At 56.8% G+C, this 15,602-nt stretch carries 18 protein-coding genes; 10 read left to right on the top strand and 8 right to left on the bottom strand.

What is annotated here, in order from left to right; genetic code table 11:
• Window positions 1-118: 118 nt before the first annotated feature.
• Entirely contained in the window at window positions 119-1,573 is a 1,455-nt protein-coding gene (proP, locus tag Abci_RS07515) for a glycine betaine/L-proline transporter ProP (protein ID WP_048838500.1), read from the bottom strand.
• A gap of 544 nt (window positions 1,574-2,117) precedes the next feature.
• Here proP and Abci_RS07510 point away from each other — a divergent pair.
• The 5 genes from Abci_RS07510 to lptB are packed head-to-tail and all read left to right on the top strand — an operon-like array spanning window position 2,118 to window position 6,389.
• Window positions 2,118-2,777, top strand: coding sequence for a ribonuclease D (locus tag Abci_RS07510; protein WP_048838587.1), 660 nt, complete (start codon window positions 2,118-2,120; stop codon window positions 2,775-2,777).
• 27 nt (window positions 2,778-2,804) lie between these two features.
• On the top strand, window positions 2,805-3,836 hold the full coding sequence (locus Abci_RS07505) for a KpsF/GutQ family sugar-phosphate isomerase (protein ID WP_048838499.1): 1,032 nt from the start codon (window positions 2,805-2,807) through the stop codon (window positions 3,834-3,836).
• Entirely contained in the window at window positions 3,833-4,573 is a 741-nt protein-coding gene (gene lptC, locus Abci_RS07500; protein ID WP_048838498.1) for an LPS export ABC transporter periplasmic protein LptC, read from the top strand. The genes Abci_RS07505 and lptC overlap by 4 nt, the downstream gene beginning before the upstream one ends.
• A gap of 2 nt (window positions 4,574-4,575) precedes the next feature.
• Entirely contained in the window at window positions 4,576-5,571 is a 996-nt protein-coding gene (locus tag Abci_RS07495) for an LptA/OstA family protein (protein WP_084597570.1), read from the top strand.
• 2 nt (window positions 5,572-5,573) lie between these two features.
• The gene (gene lptB, locus Abci_RS07490) at window positions 5,574-6,389 is read left to right on the top strand and encodes an LPS export ABC transporter ATP-binding protein (protein WP_146806784.1); all 816 of its coding nucleotides are present in this window, start codon (window positions 5,574-5,576) and stop codon (window positions 6,387-6,389) included.
• A 12-nt stretch (window positions 6,390-6,401) separates the two neighbouring features.
• Here lptB and Abci_RS07485 read toward each other — a convergent pair whose 3' ends face one another.
• Window positions 6,402-6,677 carry a hypothetical protein gene (locus Abci_RS07485; RefSeq protein WP_048838497.1) on the bottom strand — a complete coding sequence of 92 codons (276 nt, stop codon included), beginning with the start codon at window positions 6,675-6,677 and terminating at the stop codon, window positions 6,402-6,404.
• A gap of 330 nt (window positions 6,678-7,007) precedes the next feature.
• Here Abci_RS07485 and hpf point away from each other — a divergent pair, with 330 nt between their 5' ends.
• The gene (hpf, locus tag Abci_RS07480) at window positions 7,008-7,625 is read left to right on the top strand and encodes a ribosome hibernation-promoting factor, HPF/YfiA family (RefSeq protein WP_048838496.1); all 618 of its coding nucleotides are present in this window, start codon (window positions 7,008-7,010) and stop codon (window positions 7,623-7,625) included.
• 129 nt (window positions 7,626-7,754) lie between these two features.
• Here hpf and Abci_RS07475 read toward each other — a convergent pair whose 3' ends face one another.
• Together Abci_RS07475 and Abci_RS07470 are read right to left on the bottom strand one after the other, a co-directional pair.
• Window positions 7,755-8,021, bottom strand: coding sequence for a DUF1150 family protein (locus tag Abci_RS07475; RefSeq protein WP_048838495.1), 267 nt, complete (start codon window positions 8,019-8,021; stop codon window positions 7,755-7,757).
• Between the two features lie 79 nt (window positions 8,022-8,100).
• A complete protein-coding gene (locus Abci_RS07470) occupies window positions 8,101-8,601 on the bottom strand; it encodes an Hsp20 family protein (protein WP_048838584.1) in 501 nt (166 codons plus the stop codon).
• Between the two features lie 221 nt (window positions 8,602-8,822).
• On the opposite strand from Abci_RS07470, the gene def reads away from it, so the two are divergent.
• The 4 genes from def to Abci_RS07450 are packed head-to-tail and all read left to right on the top strand — an operon-like array spanning window position 8,823 to window position 11,712.
• Complete coding sequence (gene def / locus Abci_RS07465; RefSeq protein WP_048838583.1) at window positions 8,823-9,389, top strand: peptide deformylase; 567 nt, start codon at window positions 8,823-8,825, stop codon at window positions 9,387-9,389.
• A gap of 18 nt (window positions 9,390-9,407) precedes the next feature.
• Window positions 9,408-10,355: a methionyl-tRNA formyltransferase gene (gene fmt, locus Abci_RS07460; protein ID WP_048838494.1), complete on the top strand. Its 948-nt coding sequence runs from the start codon at window positions 9,408-9,410 to the stop codon at window positions 10,353-10,355.
• Window positions 10,356-10,379: 24 nt separating this feature from the next.
• Window positions 10,380-11,201 (top strand): tRNA pseudouridine(38-40) synthase TruA, encoded by an 822-nt coding sequence (gene truA / locus Abci_RS07455; protein WP_048838582.1) that lies wholly within the window; start codon window positions 10,380-10,382, stop codon window positions 11,199-11,201.
• The gene (locus tag Abci_RS07450) at window positions 11,179-11,712 is read left to right on the top strand and encodes a YaiI/YqxD family protein (protein ID WP_048838493.1); all 534 of its coding nucleotides are present in this window, start codon (window positions 11,179-11,181) and stop codon (window positions 11,710-11,712) included. The genes truA and Abci_RS07450 overlap by 23 nt, the downstream gene beginning before the upstream one ends.
• A 64-nt stretch (window positions 11,713-11,776) precedes the next feature.
• Here Abci_RS07450 and Abci_RS07445 read toward each other — a convergent pair whose 3' ends face one another.
• From Abci_RS07445 to argB, 4 genes are all read right to left on the bottom strand, one after another.
• The gene (locus tag Abci_RS07445) at window positions 11,777-12,400 is read right to left on the bottom strand and encodes a hypothetical protein (protein ID WP_048838492.1); all 624 of its coding nucleotides are present in this window, start codon (window positions 12,398-12,400) and stop codon (window positions 11,777-11,779) included.
• Window positions 12,400-13,566 (bottom strand): succinyl-diaminopimelate desuccinylase, encoded by a 1,167-nt coding sequence (gene dapE / locus Abci_RS07440; protein ID WP_048838581.1) that lies wholly within the window; start codon window positions 13,564-13,566, stop codon window positions 12,400-12,402. The genes Abci_RS07445 and dapE overlap by 1 nt, the downstream gene beginning before the upstream one ends.
• A 63-nt stretch (window positions 13,567-13,629) precedes the next feature.
• Window positions 13,630-14,478, bottom strand: a complete 849-nt coding sequence (gene dapD / locus Abci_RS07435; protein ID WP_048838491.1) for a 2,3,4,5-tetrahydropyridine-2,6-dicarboxylate N-succinyltransferase — start codon at window positions 14,476-14,478, stop codon at window positions 13,630-13,632.
• Window positions 14,479-14,661: 183 nt separating this feature from the next.
• On the bottom strand, window positions 14,662-15,567 hold the full coding sequence (gene argB, locus Abci_RS07430) for an acetylglutamate kinase (protein ID WP_048838490.1): 906 nt from the start codon (window positions 15,565-15,567) through the stop codon (window positions 14,662-14,664).
• Window positions 15,568-15,602: the final 35 nt, after the last annotated feature.

Below are 15,602 nucleotides of genomic sequence, written 5' to 3'. Positions count from 1 at the left end.
GTTTTCCTAATGCCCTAATAGAGTGGGCGTATACGGTACGCTATGCCCACAATAGAATAAGGCCAATGGTACACCTCCCATTGGCCTTATCTTAACTGGCTGCTTTTACTCGTGGCTTTTATGGGACAGGCGGCAAGGACGGATCAACCGTCAAGGGCTTGTCACCTTTCATAAAGGCTTTCAGTTCTTCTTCAGTCGCCACGGCGGGTGGCGAGCCACGCAAGGGCAGACGTGCTGTTTCTTTTACTGTCAGCATCGTGACTATACCAATCACGGCAGCACCCATCAGGTAGTAAGCAGGCATCATCAGGTTGCCTGTCCGCTGTATCAGCCACGCCGTTACCAGCGGCGTTGTGCCACCAAACAGGGACACAGACACATTGAATGCCAAAGACAAAGCTGTGTACCGCACTGGCGTATAAAACAACGCAGGCAGTGTTGCTGGCATGGAACTGGTGAAGCAGACGAGGGATACACCCAGCAACATCAGCCCTAGGAAAATAAGACCGTCATGACCAGTCTGTATCAGCCATAGGCTGGGTACAGACAACACGAGTAGGGAAAGACAGGCCCCAATGATCATCGGCCTGCGGCCCAGCTTATCGCTGAACAAACCGCCCACCACGTTCAGAGGCATCATGACCAGCATGACCAGAATAATCAGCAGGAGGCCTTTGGTTTCCGGGTAGCCCAGAGTCACGCTCAGATAGCTGGGCATGTAGGTCAGAACCATATAATAGGTCACGTTGAAAACCAGCACCAAACCAACGCACTTCAGCAGTTGGCGCCAGTGGACAAGAAACAGATCTTTCCAGCCCGGTTTGTCTTGTTCACGCTGCTCGGCCTGTTCTGCATAGGCCGCGAAGGCCGGGGTTTCTTCCAGCTTTGTACGCATATACAGACCAAGAAGCCCCAGAGGACCAGCCACCATAAACGGGATGCGCCACCCCCATGACAGCATTTGGCTGTCCGTCAGCGCCAACTGAAGAATAGTGACAGAACCGGCACCGGCCACGTAGCCCGCCAGCGTACCAAACTCCATCCAGCTTCCCATAAGGCCACGCCGGCGGTCTGTGGAGTATTCAGCAATAAATGTTGCCGCGCCCCCATATTCTCCACCCGTTGAGAAGCCTTGCACCATACGCGCCAGCATCAGCAGGATGGGAGCCCAGATGCCAATACTGGCGTAGGACGGAATAAGCCCGATGGAGAATGTGCCCATCGCCATAAGAATCATGGTGAAGGCCAGCACCTTCTGGCGGCCATATCGGTCACCCAAGGGGCCAAAAATGGCCCCACCAATGGGGCGAACAATAAATGCCACCGTAAAGGTTGCGAATGTTGCAAGAATTTGGGCCGCTGCATCCGCAGACGGAAAGAAAACACGCCCCAAGGTTATGGCAATGTAGCCGTAAACCCCGAAGTCAAACCATTCCATGGCGTTGCCAAGAGCTGCTGCGCCCACGGCCCGTTTAAGCATATCACCATCTACAACGGTGATATCATCCACCTGTATATGCCGACGACGTTTGAACCACCCAAAATGGGCGTGCGCCGATTCAGGCTCCTGCATAGTGTTGTTTCCTTTCTTCTACGCATACAGGCGTCCGCGTTTCCGCGGTAACGCGCTCTGACGCAAGATGTTGCGCACCGTGCCGCAACGCGAATGCTCAGGCAAAATACCCAAAAATTAAATATGGGGAGGGTGTATGACAGAATACTATAAAAATTGAAATAAAAAATTTACCACCAATTAAATCCAAGAACCATTTAAATTTTTTCATTCCAATGTCATCTTTGTTTTTTCTTCTCTTAATTTTTTCATGACTTTTGTAACGCGAAAATTTTTATTGATCATATATTATCATTATTACAGTCTTGTCGTTCTATATCTCTCAACAAAAAGACTATGCAGTAGGTGTGTTATCTTCCTGAAGCCTTGACCGCATCTCAAGGCCATACACGCCTGAGTGTCTCTATCATCGTAGGGAGAGGGCTATGCGCAGGGCCAGACCATCAATCTGCCCCAAAGGGTGGATATGCTCATGAGAATGGACAATCCCCTTTCCGGGCTGTATCGGTCTGGGCCACGTTAACAGCTAGACATGGAGCGGGTCATGAATGCGTCCCCGGCCTCGTCCGATGGTGCCATCACTCTTCACCGGAACGATTTACCTGATGGCCTGACCTTTAACGGCTCTGTTGCCGTTGATACGGAAACCATGGGTTTGAAGCCTCATCGTGACCGCCTTTGTCTTGTCCAGCTTTCCGCTGGTGATGGCACAGCCCACCTTGTGCAGATCATCCCCCCCTCTCTTGGTGGCAAGGGCTATGACTGCCCCAACCTCAAGAAGGTTCTGGCAGACCCTGCCATTACCAAAATCATGCATTTTGCACGGTTTGACGTTGCCATTCTCCAGCATGCGCTGGGCATTACCGTCACCCCCACGGTCTGCACAAAAATTGCAGCCCGTCTGGTCCGCACCTTTACAGACCGGCACGGTCTGGCCGCGCTGTGCCGGGACATGCTGGGCGTGGAACTCAGCAAACAGCAACAAACCTCTGACTGGGGTGCCAAAGACCTTAAGCCAGAACAGCTTGCCTATGCTGCGTCAGATGTTTTGTACCTGCATGCTCTGTGGGCCAAGATGGACGCCCTGCTGGAACGCGAAGGCCGCCGGGAACTGGCGCAGGCCTGTTTTGACTTCCTGCCTGCACGCGCCCGCCTTGATATTTTGGGATATGAAGACCCAGATATCTTCTCCCACCGGGCCTGACCTGCTCGAGACCGGACCGCTACACGCATGACGCACTCCCCCAGTGGTGTACCCCTCAAGGCCCCGTCCCCTCAGGCGCAAGCCACACAGATTGCTGATGCGCTGGCCGTACTGCGTACAGAGCGTGAGGGGCTGGCGGCTCTGGAGGCTGCCTTGCAGGATGAAGCTGGACTGGGGGGAGCGTTCTCCCGGGCTGTCACGCTTATTGGTACGCTACCAGGCCGCCTGGTGGTTACGGGCATAGGCAAGTCCGGGCACATTGCCCGCAAGATACAGGCCACCATGGCCTCCACCGGCACGCCTGCGCTGTTTGTACACCCAGCCGAGGCCTCTCATGGTGATCTGGGCATGTTGCAGGCTGGAGATGCCGTCATTGCTTTTTCCAATTCCGGAGAAACAACAGAACTGGGCGATATTGCAGCGCATACACGTCGGACAGGCCTACCCCTGCTGGCCGTTACCAGCCGCGCCCAATCAACCCTTGCCTGTGCGGCTGACATTGCCCTGACACTACCGAACATGAAAGAAGCCTGCCCCATGGGGTTGGCCCCCACCACCAGCACAACCATGCAACTGGCCTTTGGGGATGCGCTGGCCGTGGCCCTGTTGCAGCAGCGTGGTTTTACTGCCAACGATTTTGGCACCTATCACCCCGGTGGCAGGCTAGGCATGCGCCTGCGCACGGTACGGGACCTGATGCGTACGGGTGCCGCCATGCCCGTTGGCCTGCCGGAAACCCCCATGCGGGACGTGATTATGGAAATGACCCATAAGGCACTAGGCTGCATAGGCATTCTGGACCATAATGGCCTGCTGGCAGGCCTGATTACAGACGGTGACCTGCGCCGCGCTTTGGACCTTGATCTCGCGACCACGCAGGCAAAGGATATCATGAACCGCAAACCGCTCACCATTGGGCCTGATGTGTTTGCCGTGGAGGCGCTGCGCGTGATGAACGAACGTGACCGCCCCATAACCTCTCTTTTTGTGCTGGACGCCACCCATAAGCCTTTGGGCGTGGTGCACATGCATGATCTGCTGCGCGCCGGTGTGGGATGACAGAACCCACCCCCCCTAACAGCCCCCCGCGCCGAGAGGACTTTGCCCGTTCGGAAGAAGTCACGCGGCAGCAACGGGACCAACTGGCGGCGGCATCCTACCCCCGCAATCTGCCCTCAGCCTCCGCTCTGGCGCGCAGGCGTACGGTCTTGCGCTGGGCCAAATGGGCACTTCCGGCAACAGCGCTCCTGCTGCTCAGTTCCATTGCTATCTGGCCTGAAGTTGACCGGTTGATCAATGCCAACAGCGCAGCCCTGCGGGACATGGCAAAGGTGAAAATTGAAAGCGGCAACCTGCTGGGCGCCACCTATCGGGGTGTGGATGAGCATAACCGCCCCTTCATGATAACGGCGGACAGCGCCCATCAGGTTACGTCTGAACGGATGGATTTGCGCACTCCTTCGGCAGACGTTCTGTCTCAAGGAGATAACTGGATGCTGGTGCGCTCCCAAAAAGGCGTTTACATGCAGCATGCCAACCTGCTCGACCTGACCGGAGAAGTAACCCTGTATCGTGATGATGGCCTGATGATGCGCAGTCCCGTGGCGGATATTGACCTTAAGCGCGGCGTCATTGCCTCTGATTCCTGGGTAAGAGCAGAAGGGCCGTTTGGCGTACTGGATGCAAAAGGCTATCTGTTGTCCCAACATGATGGCGTTGCGCAGTTCCGTGGGCCGGGACGCCTGATTCTTAATGACGACCGCGGTAGCCACTCACAGGAAGGGAAGGCCTCCTGACCATGCAGCCTGTTGCTTCTTCCCTCCTCCGTTACCGCTGGCACGGACTGGCGGCGCTTGCGCTGGCAACCTGCCTTACGGCGCTGCCTCCCGTTGCAGCACACGCGCAATCCATTGATCTGTCCCACGGTGGGCAGATTACAGTGACTGCCGTAGGTGGCTTTGACTGGGACCAGAACCAGAAAAAAGTCACCGCGTATGATCAGGCAAAAGCCGTCCGTGGGGATGTGACTGTTACGGCTGACAAGCTGATTGCCTATTACCGTAAAAAAACACCCGAACCAGGCGCAGAGCCAGCTGCCCCCCCTGCTGACGCCGCACCCGCCGACAAAAAGCCCGACGGCACAGGGTCTGACCCAGACTCTTCGGGGTCCAGCGAGATTTATCGTCTGGAAGCCATAGGACATGTCCATATTTACACCCAGACCGATCAGGCCTGGGGTGATAAAGCCGTTTATGATATGGACCAGGCCGTGCTGGTCATGACCGGTTCTGCCATGAAGCTGGTGACACCGCAGGATATTCTGACTGCACGGGATTCCATGGAGTATTATTCCCAGCAGCGCATCTCCATTGGCCGCGGGAACGCTACGGTTACAACTAATGATAACCGCCAGATCCGGGCAGACGTGCTGGTAGGGTACAGCGCTCCGCCGGACAACACACCCAAACCCGCCCAGACCGATGCCGCCAAACCCGCTGGCGGAGACCCGCTGGCCAATGGGTCTGGCAAGCTGGAAAAAGTGAATGCGTTTGGGCATGTCTGGGTCCGGACCCAGACGGAAATTGTCACCGGAGACCGTGGCGTTTATGTGCCAGACACGGGCATCGCGCGCGTAGTTGGCAACGTACACATTACGCGTGGCCCCAACCAAATTCAGGGTGCTGCCGCAGTTATTAATATGCACACGGGCATTGCAACCATGACCGAACATCCCGGCAGCCGGGTAAGTGGTGTTGTTGTGCCCAATAATGGCGATGGATCGGACAGGAAATAACGATGACTCAGGAAATCACCTGGACATCCGAGGAAACCGTAACTGAAACCATTATTGGTCCTGATCCGGTCTCTCTTAACCCGCTTCACATTCCTGGCCACGGGCTTTTTGCACGCGGTATCGGCAAGTCTTACAAGAAGCGTGAGGTTGTTAAAGACGTCTCGATCGAGGTGCATCGTGGGGAGGCTGTCGGCCTGCTTGGCCCGAACGGCGCAGGCAAGACCACCAGTTTCTACATGATCGTCGGGCTGGTGCAGCCAGATACCGGTTCCATCACGCTGGATGGTGCAGATATTACCCAACTGCCCATGTACCGCCGGGCTCGGCTGGGAATTGGCTACCTACCGCAGGAAGCCAGCATCTTCCGCGGCCTGAATGTTGAACAGAACATCATGGCCGCCCTGGAAGTGGTAGAGCGGGACCCGGACAAACGTGAGGTTATGCTGGATGGCCTGCTGAGCGAGTTCGGTATTTCCCATCTGCGCCGGTCACCGTCTCTGGCTCTGTCAGGGGGAGAGCGCCGCCGTCTGGAAATTGCGCGAGCGCTTGCCAGTCAGCCAAACTACATTCTGCTTGATGAACCACTGGCCGGGATTGACCCCATTGCAGTTGGTGAAATTCGTGACCTCGTCTCTCACCTGAAAGACCGCAAGATCGGGGTTTTGATTACCGACCATAACGTGCGGGAAACGCTGGAAGTTATTGACCGCGCTTATATCATGCATAGCGGTCAGGTTCTGATGCAGGGCGTGCCGGAAGAAATTGTGGCGAACGAGGATGTCCGCCGTGTGTATTTGGGAGAAAGCTTCTCTCTGTAAAGTGTTTGCCGCCTACCGCGCTGGAATATGTGGGGGCGGTACTACGATGGCGGGAGCATCCATAAGGGGCACTGGCGGTGCGGGTGGCCCTTTGAGAGTTTGTGTTTTTGGCTTAACAACATCCACCGGTATCAGCACACGCTGCATCAGGACGCGTGGTTTGGTTGTCACCACGTGCCACATAAAAAGCGCATAACCCCCTGCCAGCACACACAGTACAATCATCTTGATGCGCCATGCCGGACGCATTTTGGGCATATTGACCGGCGGGTTGGAACGTAAAAGCATAGCATCCTGTCTGGGTTACCAAGTGTGTTCTGTGTGTATGCGCTGGCTGTCCCTTATGCAGCAACCCCAAGGCGCTGGTTTTTTACCCTTTGCCCCAAACTGCATAAAATTTGGAACCCTCCGACGGGCCACGCATTAAATCTGTAACAAAAGCATAGACAGGCACCTGCAAAGCGTGCCCCAATGTCTATCCGGTGGTGAACAGACTCCGTTGTCTGCCGCCACCCAAGGTCATAAGCCGCCAGCGCCTTTCAAGGGGCCGGGTTATCGGTCTGGTTCCCTTTTACGGTGCGACGGTCCTGCTTGTAACTGGCAAGGAAGGACGCCCGAATGCATATTCATGTTTCTGGTAAACAGATTGATCTGTCCGATGCGCTCAAGCACCGGGTCAACGCCCATCTCGGCAACCTTGCGGACCGCTATTTTGACAAAGCTCTTGAAGCTAAAGTCACTTTTAGCAAAGCCCGTTCCTTTTTTACATGCGACATCAATGTTCACGCCGGGCGCGGCCTCACCCTCCGCGGTGAAGGCGAGGCAGCCGATGCCAATGCAGCGTTTGATGACGCTGCCGAACACATCGCCAAACGCCTGCGCCGGTACCATAGCCGCGTAACAACCCACGCCCGCGCCACCAAAACGGAAGCCGCCCCTGAAACCGGCCGCTCCTATGTGCTGAGCGGAGACGCCGCAGCCCCCACAAAACGCAAGCAGGCACGCGGCGCCAGCGCCACACCCCCTGAAGCAGTTGAAGAGCAGGAAGCCTTTCCTGCAATTATTGCTGAGCACACAACGGATGTACCGCTTCTCAGTGTAGGGGAAGCCGTAATGCGGCTGGACCTTGCCGCATCCAGCATTCTGCTGTTCAGAAACCGCAAAAACCAGCAAATCAATGTTGTTTTCAGGCGGGATGACGGCAATATCGGGTGGGTTGATACCGGCCCAACTTAAACCTCAGTAAAGCTGTGTCGGGAAACTTTCTGCTTCTGAAACGGTCTTTATAATTTCCAACATAAAAAAAACCGGCTTGTATGTGCTGCCATACAAGCCGGTTTTTCGTGTCAACGTGATGTCAGGATCTTACTGAAGGCTGGCCGGGATCATGTCATTTTGCAAAATGACACCCCATGCCGTTTCAATATCTTCCACAAACGCCAGAGGGGAGCCATCTGCTGCGTGAATTGCACAGCCTTCCTCGCCTTCTTCCGTCATGGCAGGGCGGATATAGGCTACATTCGCCAGGCCAAGAGAACGGAACTGGTTTTCAGAAAGCTCGTGAACATCTACGGGCTTTTCCTGCTGGTCTGGCGCAAGAACCACACGCCCATTCTGGGTAGTGACTCTCATAGTGGCTCCTTTCCGGTTAGGCCTTTATGACACATCTGATGCGCCGAACCTTACGGACATATAAGGTACCGGCAGGCATTTAGTTGCTTTCTATATCCTCAACCCGATGCAGCATCCGTGCAGACCGCGGTTTAAGCACCGGAGCCGCCGCGGTTTCTGCGGCTTTCTGGCCAGGTTGCATAATCTCGATCCGTTTAACGCGCACATCCGGTTGCGGGCGGAACAGGTCTATGTGCAGCAGCCCGTTATCCAACCAGGCGCCTCCAATTTCTATGCCTTCCGCCAACACAAACGCTTTCTGGAACTGGCGAGAGGCAATACCACGATGCAGGTAAACCCGTTCCTCACCCTCTTCCACCTGTCGGCCACGAATAACCAACTGGTTGTCTTCCTGCGTAATTTGCAGGTCATCCATCCTGAACCCCGCAACGGCAAGCGTTATGCGGAGTTTGTTGGATGCCATCTGCTCAATATTATAGGGCGGGTACCCATCACTGGTCCCTTTGCTGGCGCGTTCCAGCATTTGCTCAAGATGGTCAAACCCCAAAAACATGGGCGAACCAAATAGTCTGCCTGACATAAGAGCCTCCTCCTTTCCTGAGCGAGACAGAAACCGGACCCAATGTGGCATCCGATCCTGTTACGATATGGGACCGGCGGCACAAAACGCAAGCCGGGCCATCCTCAAACGCATGGCACCTGGTCCATAGCAGCCACAATGCGGCATATTTCACACGGTTTAATAGCTTTTGTGTGCATGTTCCTCTGGCATCTGGCGGCACGGGAGGCTACATCGCTGATATGACAAACGCAGCCCAGACAGATGCAGCCATAGCCGCTGCTGCGGCGGACGCCGCGCCCATGCCCATCCTTGTTGCGCCGCATGCGGTGCTGCGCCGCAAGACCCGGACCGTGCGCCCTGAGGATATGGCCGATATTCGCCGTATCCTGCCAAGCATGTTCTCCGCCATGTATGAAGCCCCTGGTATAGGTCTTGCTGCGCCACAGGTTGGTCTGGGCCTGCGCTTTGCGCTGGTGGACCTTGGTGAGCCGGAAGCCCGCGAGCCAATCATCATGATCAACCCTGAGATTTTGGCCGAAACGGAAACACTCGCTGCGCGGGAAGAAGGTTGCCTCTCCCTGCCCAACCAGTATGCAGAAGTGACCCGCCCGGAACAGGTGCGCGTCCAGTGGCGCACTGTAGACGGTGAGGTGATGGAGCGTGAAGTGGATGGCCTGCTTGCAACCTGCATGCAGCACGAAATTGACCACCTGGAAGGCATTCTGTTTGTGGACCACCTGTCCACCCTGCGCCGCAACATGATCCTGCGCCGTCTGGCAAAAGAACAGAAGCAAAAACGCAGCTAATACGGAACAGGAAGCACCATGCGCCTTGTTTTTATGGGTACGCCAGACTTTGCCGTGCCAGCCCTGCAAGCACTCCATGCAGCCGGGCACGACATTGCTGCGGTTTACACCCAGCCGCCCCGCCCTGCCGGGCGCGGCAAGGCGCTCAGGGCCTCTCCTGTTCATCAGGCTGCGGAACAGCTTGGCATTGCTGTGCGCCACCCCGTCTCCCTGCGGAAAAATGCAGAGGAATGGGAGGCCTTCAAGGCGCTTGACGCCGATGTGGCGGTTGTAGCCGCCTACGGCCTTATTCTCCCCCAGATCATGCTGGACACACCGCGCCTTGGCTGCCTGAATATTCATGCAAGCCTGCTGCCGCGCTGGCGGGGTGCCTCGCCTATCCAGAGCGCTATTCTGGCTGGCGATACCCAGAGCGGTGTCACCATCATGCAGATGGAAGCCGGGCTGGATACTGGCCCCATGCTGCTGCGTGAGGCTGTGGACATTACCCCCACCACAACAGCCACCAGCCTGCATGATGCCTTGTCTGCACTGGGCAGCACGCTCATTACCAAGGTTCTGGCAGCCCCCCACGACCCTGTGCCGCAACCGGAAGAAGGCGTGACCTATGCCCCACGCCTCACCAAGGAAGACGGGCGGATCAACTGGCAGGACTCAGCGACCGCTCTTGACCGACGCATCCGCGCCCTGACCCCGTGGCCGGGTGCCTATACGCTTATGGCGGATGGAACCGTGCTGAAAATTGGCGCAGCCCAGCCTCTGCCAAGCCTTAACCACACTGGCACACCCGGCACTGTGCTGGACGACGCGCTGACCATTGCCTGCGGCACCGGGGCATTACGACTGACGCACCTGCAAAAACCCGGCCGCGGCATGATGGAGGCTGATGCCTTCCTGCGTGGCTTCTCCCTTCCCAAAGGCACAATTTTTAGCAGCACACCGGACTTAACAGGCACACAAGCTTAAGTGACCATGCCTCAGACTCTGGACATGCCCTTTCCCAATTCCGGCGCACACCCCGTTACAGAAATTGACAGCGCACCGCCCTATCAACGTTGGGCCGTTAAGCTGGAATATGACGGGACCGGCCTGGTGGGCTGGCAGCGGCAGAACGATGGCCTGTCCGTACAGGCGTTACTGGAAGAGGCCGCAACACGGTTGGCCAATGGCAGGCCCGTAAAAAGCATTACGGCTGGTCGCACAGATTCCGGTGTCCATGCCACAGGGCAGGTTGCCCATCTGGACTTCCCTGTGGATATGACGCTCGTGCCGCATCGGGTCCGGGACGGGTTGAGCTATTACCTTAAACCCCATGCTGTGGCTGTCCTGCAGGCGGCACGTGTTGCACCAGACTGGAGCGCACGATTTTCCGCCTCATGGCGGTCCTACCGCTACCGCATCCTCAACCGCCCCACACGCCCTGCCCTTGCTGCATCCCAGCTTTGGCACATACGCGGCACGCTGGATGTTGACCTGATGCAGGAAGGTGCACGCCACCTGCTGGGCCTGCACGACTTTACGTCTTTCCGGGCTGTCGCCTGTCAGGCCAATAGCCCCATACGCACGCTGGACGTCCTGACGGTTGAACGCCATGGGGAGGAAGTATGGATTAGTGCCAAGGCCCGCTCCTTCCTGCACCATCAGGTCCGTAACATGGTAGGCACGCTCAGTTTGGTCGGTCAGAGACGCTGGGCGCCTGACCGTATAGCGGAAGCACTTGCTGCCCGAAACCGGAGTGCCGCAGGGCCTACAGCGCCGCCTGATGGCCTGTACCTCACTGGTGTTGGTTATGACCCAGACCCCTTTGCCTGACCGTCCCGCTCTCCGTACTGTCCGTATTTTTATTGATGCAGACGCCTGCCCGGTGCGGGACGAAACCTACCGCGTGGCCCAACGCTATGGCCTTCATACCTATGTTGTGGCCAATCAGCTTTTAGGCGTTCCGGCCTCCCCTCTCATTGAACGCATTGTTGTATCTGAGGGCATGGACGAGGCTGATAACTGGATTGCTGACCAGGTACAGGCCCATGACATCGTGATCTCGGGCGATATCCCGCTCGCGGCCCGATGTGTGGCCAAGGGGGCCTGTGTGCTGGACGCCCGTGGACGGGTGTTGGATGAAAACGCCATAGGGATGGCCTTGGCTGTCAGAAACCTGATGGACGATCTTCGCTCTACAGGGGCTATTACGCAAGGCGGTCGTAGCTATAGCAAGTCTGACCGTTCTACCTTCCTGTCTGCGTTAGATACGGCTGTTGTCAAAGCCAGGAAAAAGGCTGCACAGCCGGTGCGCCCCACCCTGTTTATCCCACCTGCCGTATAAACAAAAAAGCCCCGGCAGTGCAGGAAATGGTCCTGAATGCCGGGGCTTGCTGTTGGGTGGTGTGTTAGTGCGCCGCGACTGGAACCGGCGACTGCATCAGATCCGCAAGGACCATGTAATGCGGTGGTAAGAGAGCCGCCAGCGCATAGAGCGCAAACGTAACCAACAAGATAGACGCATACAGAACACAGGCCCGAAGCCCGCTGACACCTAGGCCCGCCCGTGCCACGAACCATTGCAACCAGATTTCATAGGCAGCAGCAACAACAAGCAGCGCCTTAAGAAAGCCGGGCTGGCTCAATAATGCCGGGAACAGAAGCCCAGCCAGCACCGTTGCAGCAATGGTGACCAGCAGAACGACCCAGTTGCTCCATGTTGCCGCTGTAATGTAGCGCAACCACTGCTCTTCCTTACCCCATTTTTTGGCATAAAACTGGGAGACAACAGCCGGCAGCAAAACAACACACAAAGACAGCAGAACTTTTGTCATGCCCAATGCTTTGCCGGGGGCAAGCAAAGCCTGAAACGCGCCTATCAGCAGAAAAGCCAGTTGGGGAGCCAGTGCGGCCCCAAAGGAATCAACCGTGCCAGAGAAGTTCTGCATGCCTTCCCGCCGTCCACAGGCCAGCAACAGCATACCCTGAAACACTTGACGGACAGCACCCGGTTTGACTGAGTAGGACGACATTACGCCAGCACCCCTTCCAGAAAGGTCTGATAAATTTGGGTCAGGGTTTCAAGGTCTGCCACGTGAGTATGCTCATCCACTTTATGGATGCTGGCTCCTACCAGACCAAATTCTGACACGGGGCAATAAAGCGCAATAAACCGCGCATCTGAGGTGCCGCCCCCCGTATCCAACTTTGGCGTACGGCCTGTCACGGTTTCAATGGCTTTGACCAGCGCGTCGGTTTCCGCGCCCGGAGCCGTCAGGAAGGATTCCCCGCTGATTTTCACACTGACATCTGCGCTTGGTGCGTGTTGGCGGCAAACTGTCTTGAGCCAGCCTGTTAGCGCTGCCCCTGTATGCAGGTCATTAAAACGGATATTCAGCCGGGCCTCAGCTTTTGCAGGGATAACATTGGTGGCTGTATTCCCGACATCCACGCTCGTCACTTGGAGGCTGGACGGTTCAAACCAGTCTGACCCCTTATCCAACGGCTGCGCACGCAGGGCATCCAGTACGGACAAGAGCCGGTGTACCGGGTTATCAGCCCGGTGCGGATACGCAACATGGCCCTGCACACCCTGCACAACAATGTGGGCGTTCAGGCTGCCCCGGCGGCCGATTTTGACCATATCCCCCATGGTCCTGGGGTTTGTGGGTTCGCCCACCACGCAATAATCGGGTATCTGGTTTTCCTGCGCCATCCATTCCAGCACTTTTTGTGTGCCGTATGTGGCAGGACCTTCTTCATCCCCGGTAATAAGAAAGCTGAGGGAGCCTGCGGGTTGCTTCCCTTGCGACAACAGGCGGGCCACTGCGGCAACATAGGCGGCAATGCCGCCCTTCATGTCACAGGCGCCACGCCCGTACAGCACATCATCCTGAATATCTGCGGCAAACGGAGGGTGCGTCCAGAGGGCTTCATCACCCGGCGGCACAACATCCGTATGACCGGCAAAACAGATATGCGGGCTGGCTGTACCAAGTCTGGCAAAAAAATTGGGGGTACGCTCCGCACCCTCACCAAACGGCAAGTGCCAAACTGTAAAACCTAACTGTTCCAGCACCCGTGCCAGCAGGTGCTGGGCCGGACCGGGGTCAGGACAGACAGATGGATGGCGGATCAACGCCTGCGCCACCGCGACCGGATGGGTTGCAACAGGCAGAACCTGTGCATCATCCCGCATAGGGGCGGTTTGTGGCTCAGAAGCAGATCCGCTCATATGTTTTTACCGTCGTCTCTTTAGCCGTTAGTCGCGCAGCAGGTCATTGATGGACGTTTTGGAGCGGGTACGCTCATCAACACGCTTTACAATGACGGCACAGGCCAACTGCGGGTTGGGTTTGCCATCGGCCCCAATCGGGTTGGAAGAAGGCAGCGTACCCGGCACAACAACAGAATAGGCCGGAACACGCCCCATGAAGATTTCACCCGTGGCACGGTCCACAATTTTGGTGGATGCACCAAGGAACACGCCCATGGACAGTACGGACCCACGTTCAACAATAACGCCCTCAGCCACTTCAGAGCGTGCACCGATAAAGCAGTTATCTTCAATAATAACCGGCGCTGCCTGCAACGGCTCCAGCACACCGCCAATGCCTGCACCGCCGCTAATGTGGCAGTTGCTACCAATCTGGGCGCAGCTTCCAACAGTTGCCCATGTGTCCACCATGGTCCCGCTACCAACATGGGCACCCACGTTGACAAAGCTTGGCATCAGCACAGCACCTGGTGAGATGTGCGCGGAGTAACGGACAACAGCGCCCGGCACTACACGGAATCCTGCTTTTTCAAAACGGGCCTGATCCCAGCCCTGAAACTTGACTGGCACCTTGTCATACGCAGGCGCACCAGCGGCAGCACCCGGCACCACCACACTGTCATTCAGACGGAAAGACAACAGAACAGCTTTTTTCAGCCATTCATGCACAACCCAGCCGTCTTCACTGGGGGCAGCAACGCGCAGGCGGCCGGAATCCAGCGCTTCAAGAGCGGTTTCAATGGCCTTGCGGTCTTCACCAACAGTAGCGGAAGACACGCGGTCGCGCGCATCCCACAGAGTTTCAATATGAGCGCGGAGAGTTGCTTCAGTCATAAGACACCGTCAAACAGGGTGAACGTTAACCGGGAGATGTCAGCCCGATACGAAAAGACGGAAAGGACCATGCGGACAGGGCTCGCCGCTGTCAACGCACATCGGCCAGAGAGCAGGATTACGCCAACATATGGTCCCAACACGGAAAAAGGCGGAAGCCTGCCCCTATGGGCAGGCCAAACCTCAGTCTGCCCGGATCATGGTGCCAGAGCCAGATGTCGTAAACAGCTCCAGCAGACAGGCGTGGGGAATACGACCATTAATGATAACAGCCGCCCGTGCACCAGCCTGTACGGCCTGAATGCAGGTTTCAACTTTAGGGATCATGCCGCCGGTAATAACCCCATCAGCAATGGCCTGACGGGCCTGCTGGGCAGTTAGCTCAGGGATCAGTTCACCGTTGGCGTCCAGAACACCCGGTACGTCTGTCAGCATAAGCAGGCGTGTGGCATGAACTGCTCCGGCCACAGCCCCGGCAGCCGTATCCGCATTGATATTATAGGTCGCGCCATCTTCGCCCAGCCCAACCGGTGCGATCACCGGAATAAGCCCTGAGCCTGACAGCGCATAAATAACACGCGGGTCAACCTTGATGGGCTCACCTACAAACCCGAGGTCAAGCACGCGCTCTATCTGGCTGTCCGGGTCGCGCACTGTGCGTTCAAGCTTACGGGCGGTAATCAGCTTACCGTCCTTACCGGAAATACCAACAGCCAGTGCGCCAGCCTGACTGATAAGCTCAGCCACTTCCTTATTGACGGAGCCCGCTAGCACCATCTCAATAACATCCACCATGTTGGCGTCTGTCACACGCAGACCATCAACAAAGGTGGATTTAATATCCAGACGCCGCAGCATGTCATTAATCTGCGGGCCGCCGCCATGCACCACAACCGGATTGATACCAACCAGCTTGAGCAGTGCAATATCCCGCCCAAAGGTCTGGGCTAGCTCCGGGTCACCCATGGCATGTCCACCATATTTCACCACAATGGTGTCACCCGCGTAGCGGCGCAGGTAAGGCAGGGCACCGGCCAGAACGGCGGCCTCTTGCTGAGGCTCCATGAGTGGGGGCTGCGCTGGGGTCATGCTGGACTATTCCTGCTGTTAAATCTGCCAGAGGG

It is taken from the genome of Acetobacter cibinongensis, assembly GCF_000963925.1.
Taxonomy (GTDB): domain Bacteria; phylum Pseudomonadota; class Alphaproteobacteria; order Acetobacterales; family Acetobacteraceae; genus Acetobacter; species Acetobacter cibinongensis.
The sequence above is the reverse complement of the archived record's forward strand: the minus strand, read 5'-3'. Positions and strand labels throughout refer to the sequence as shown.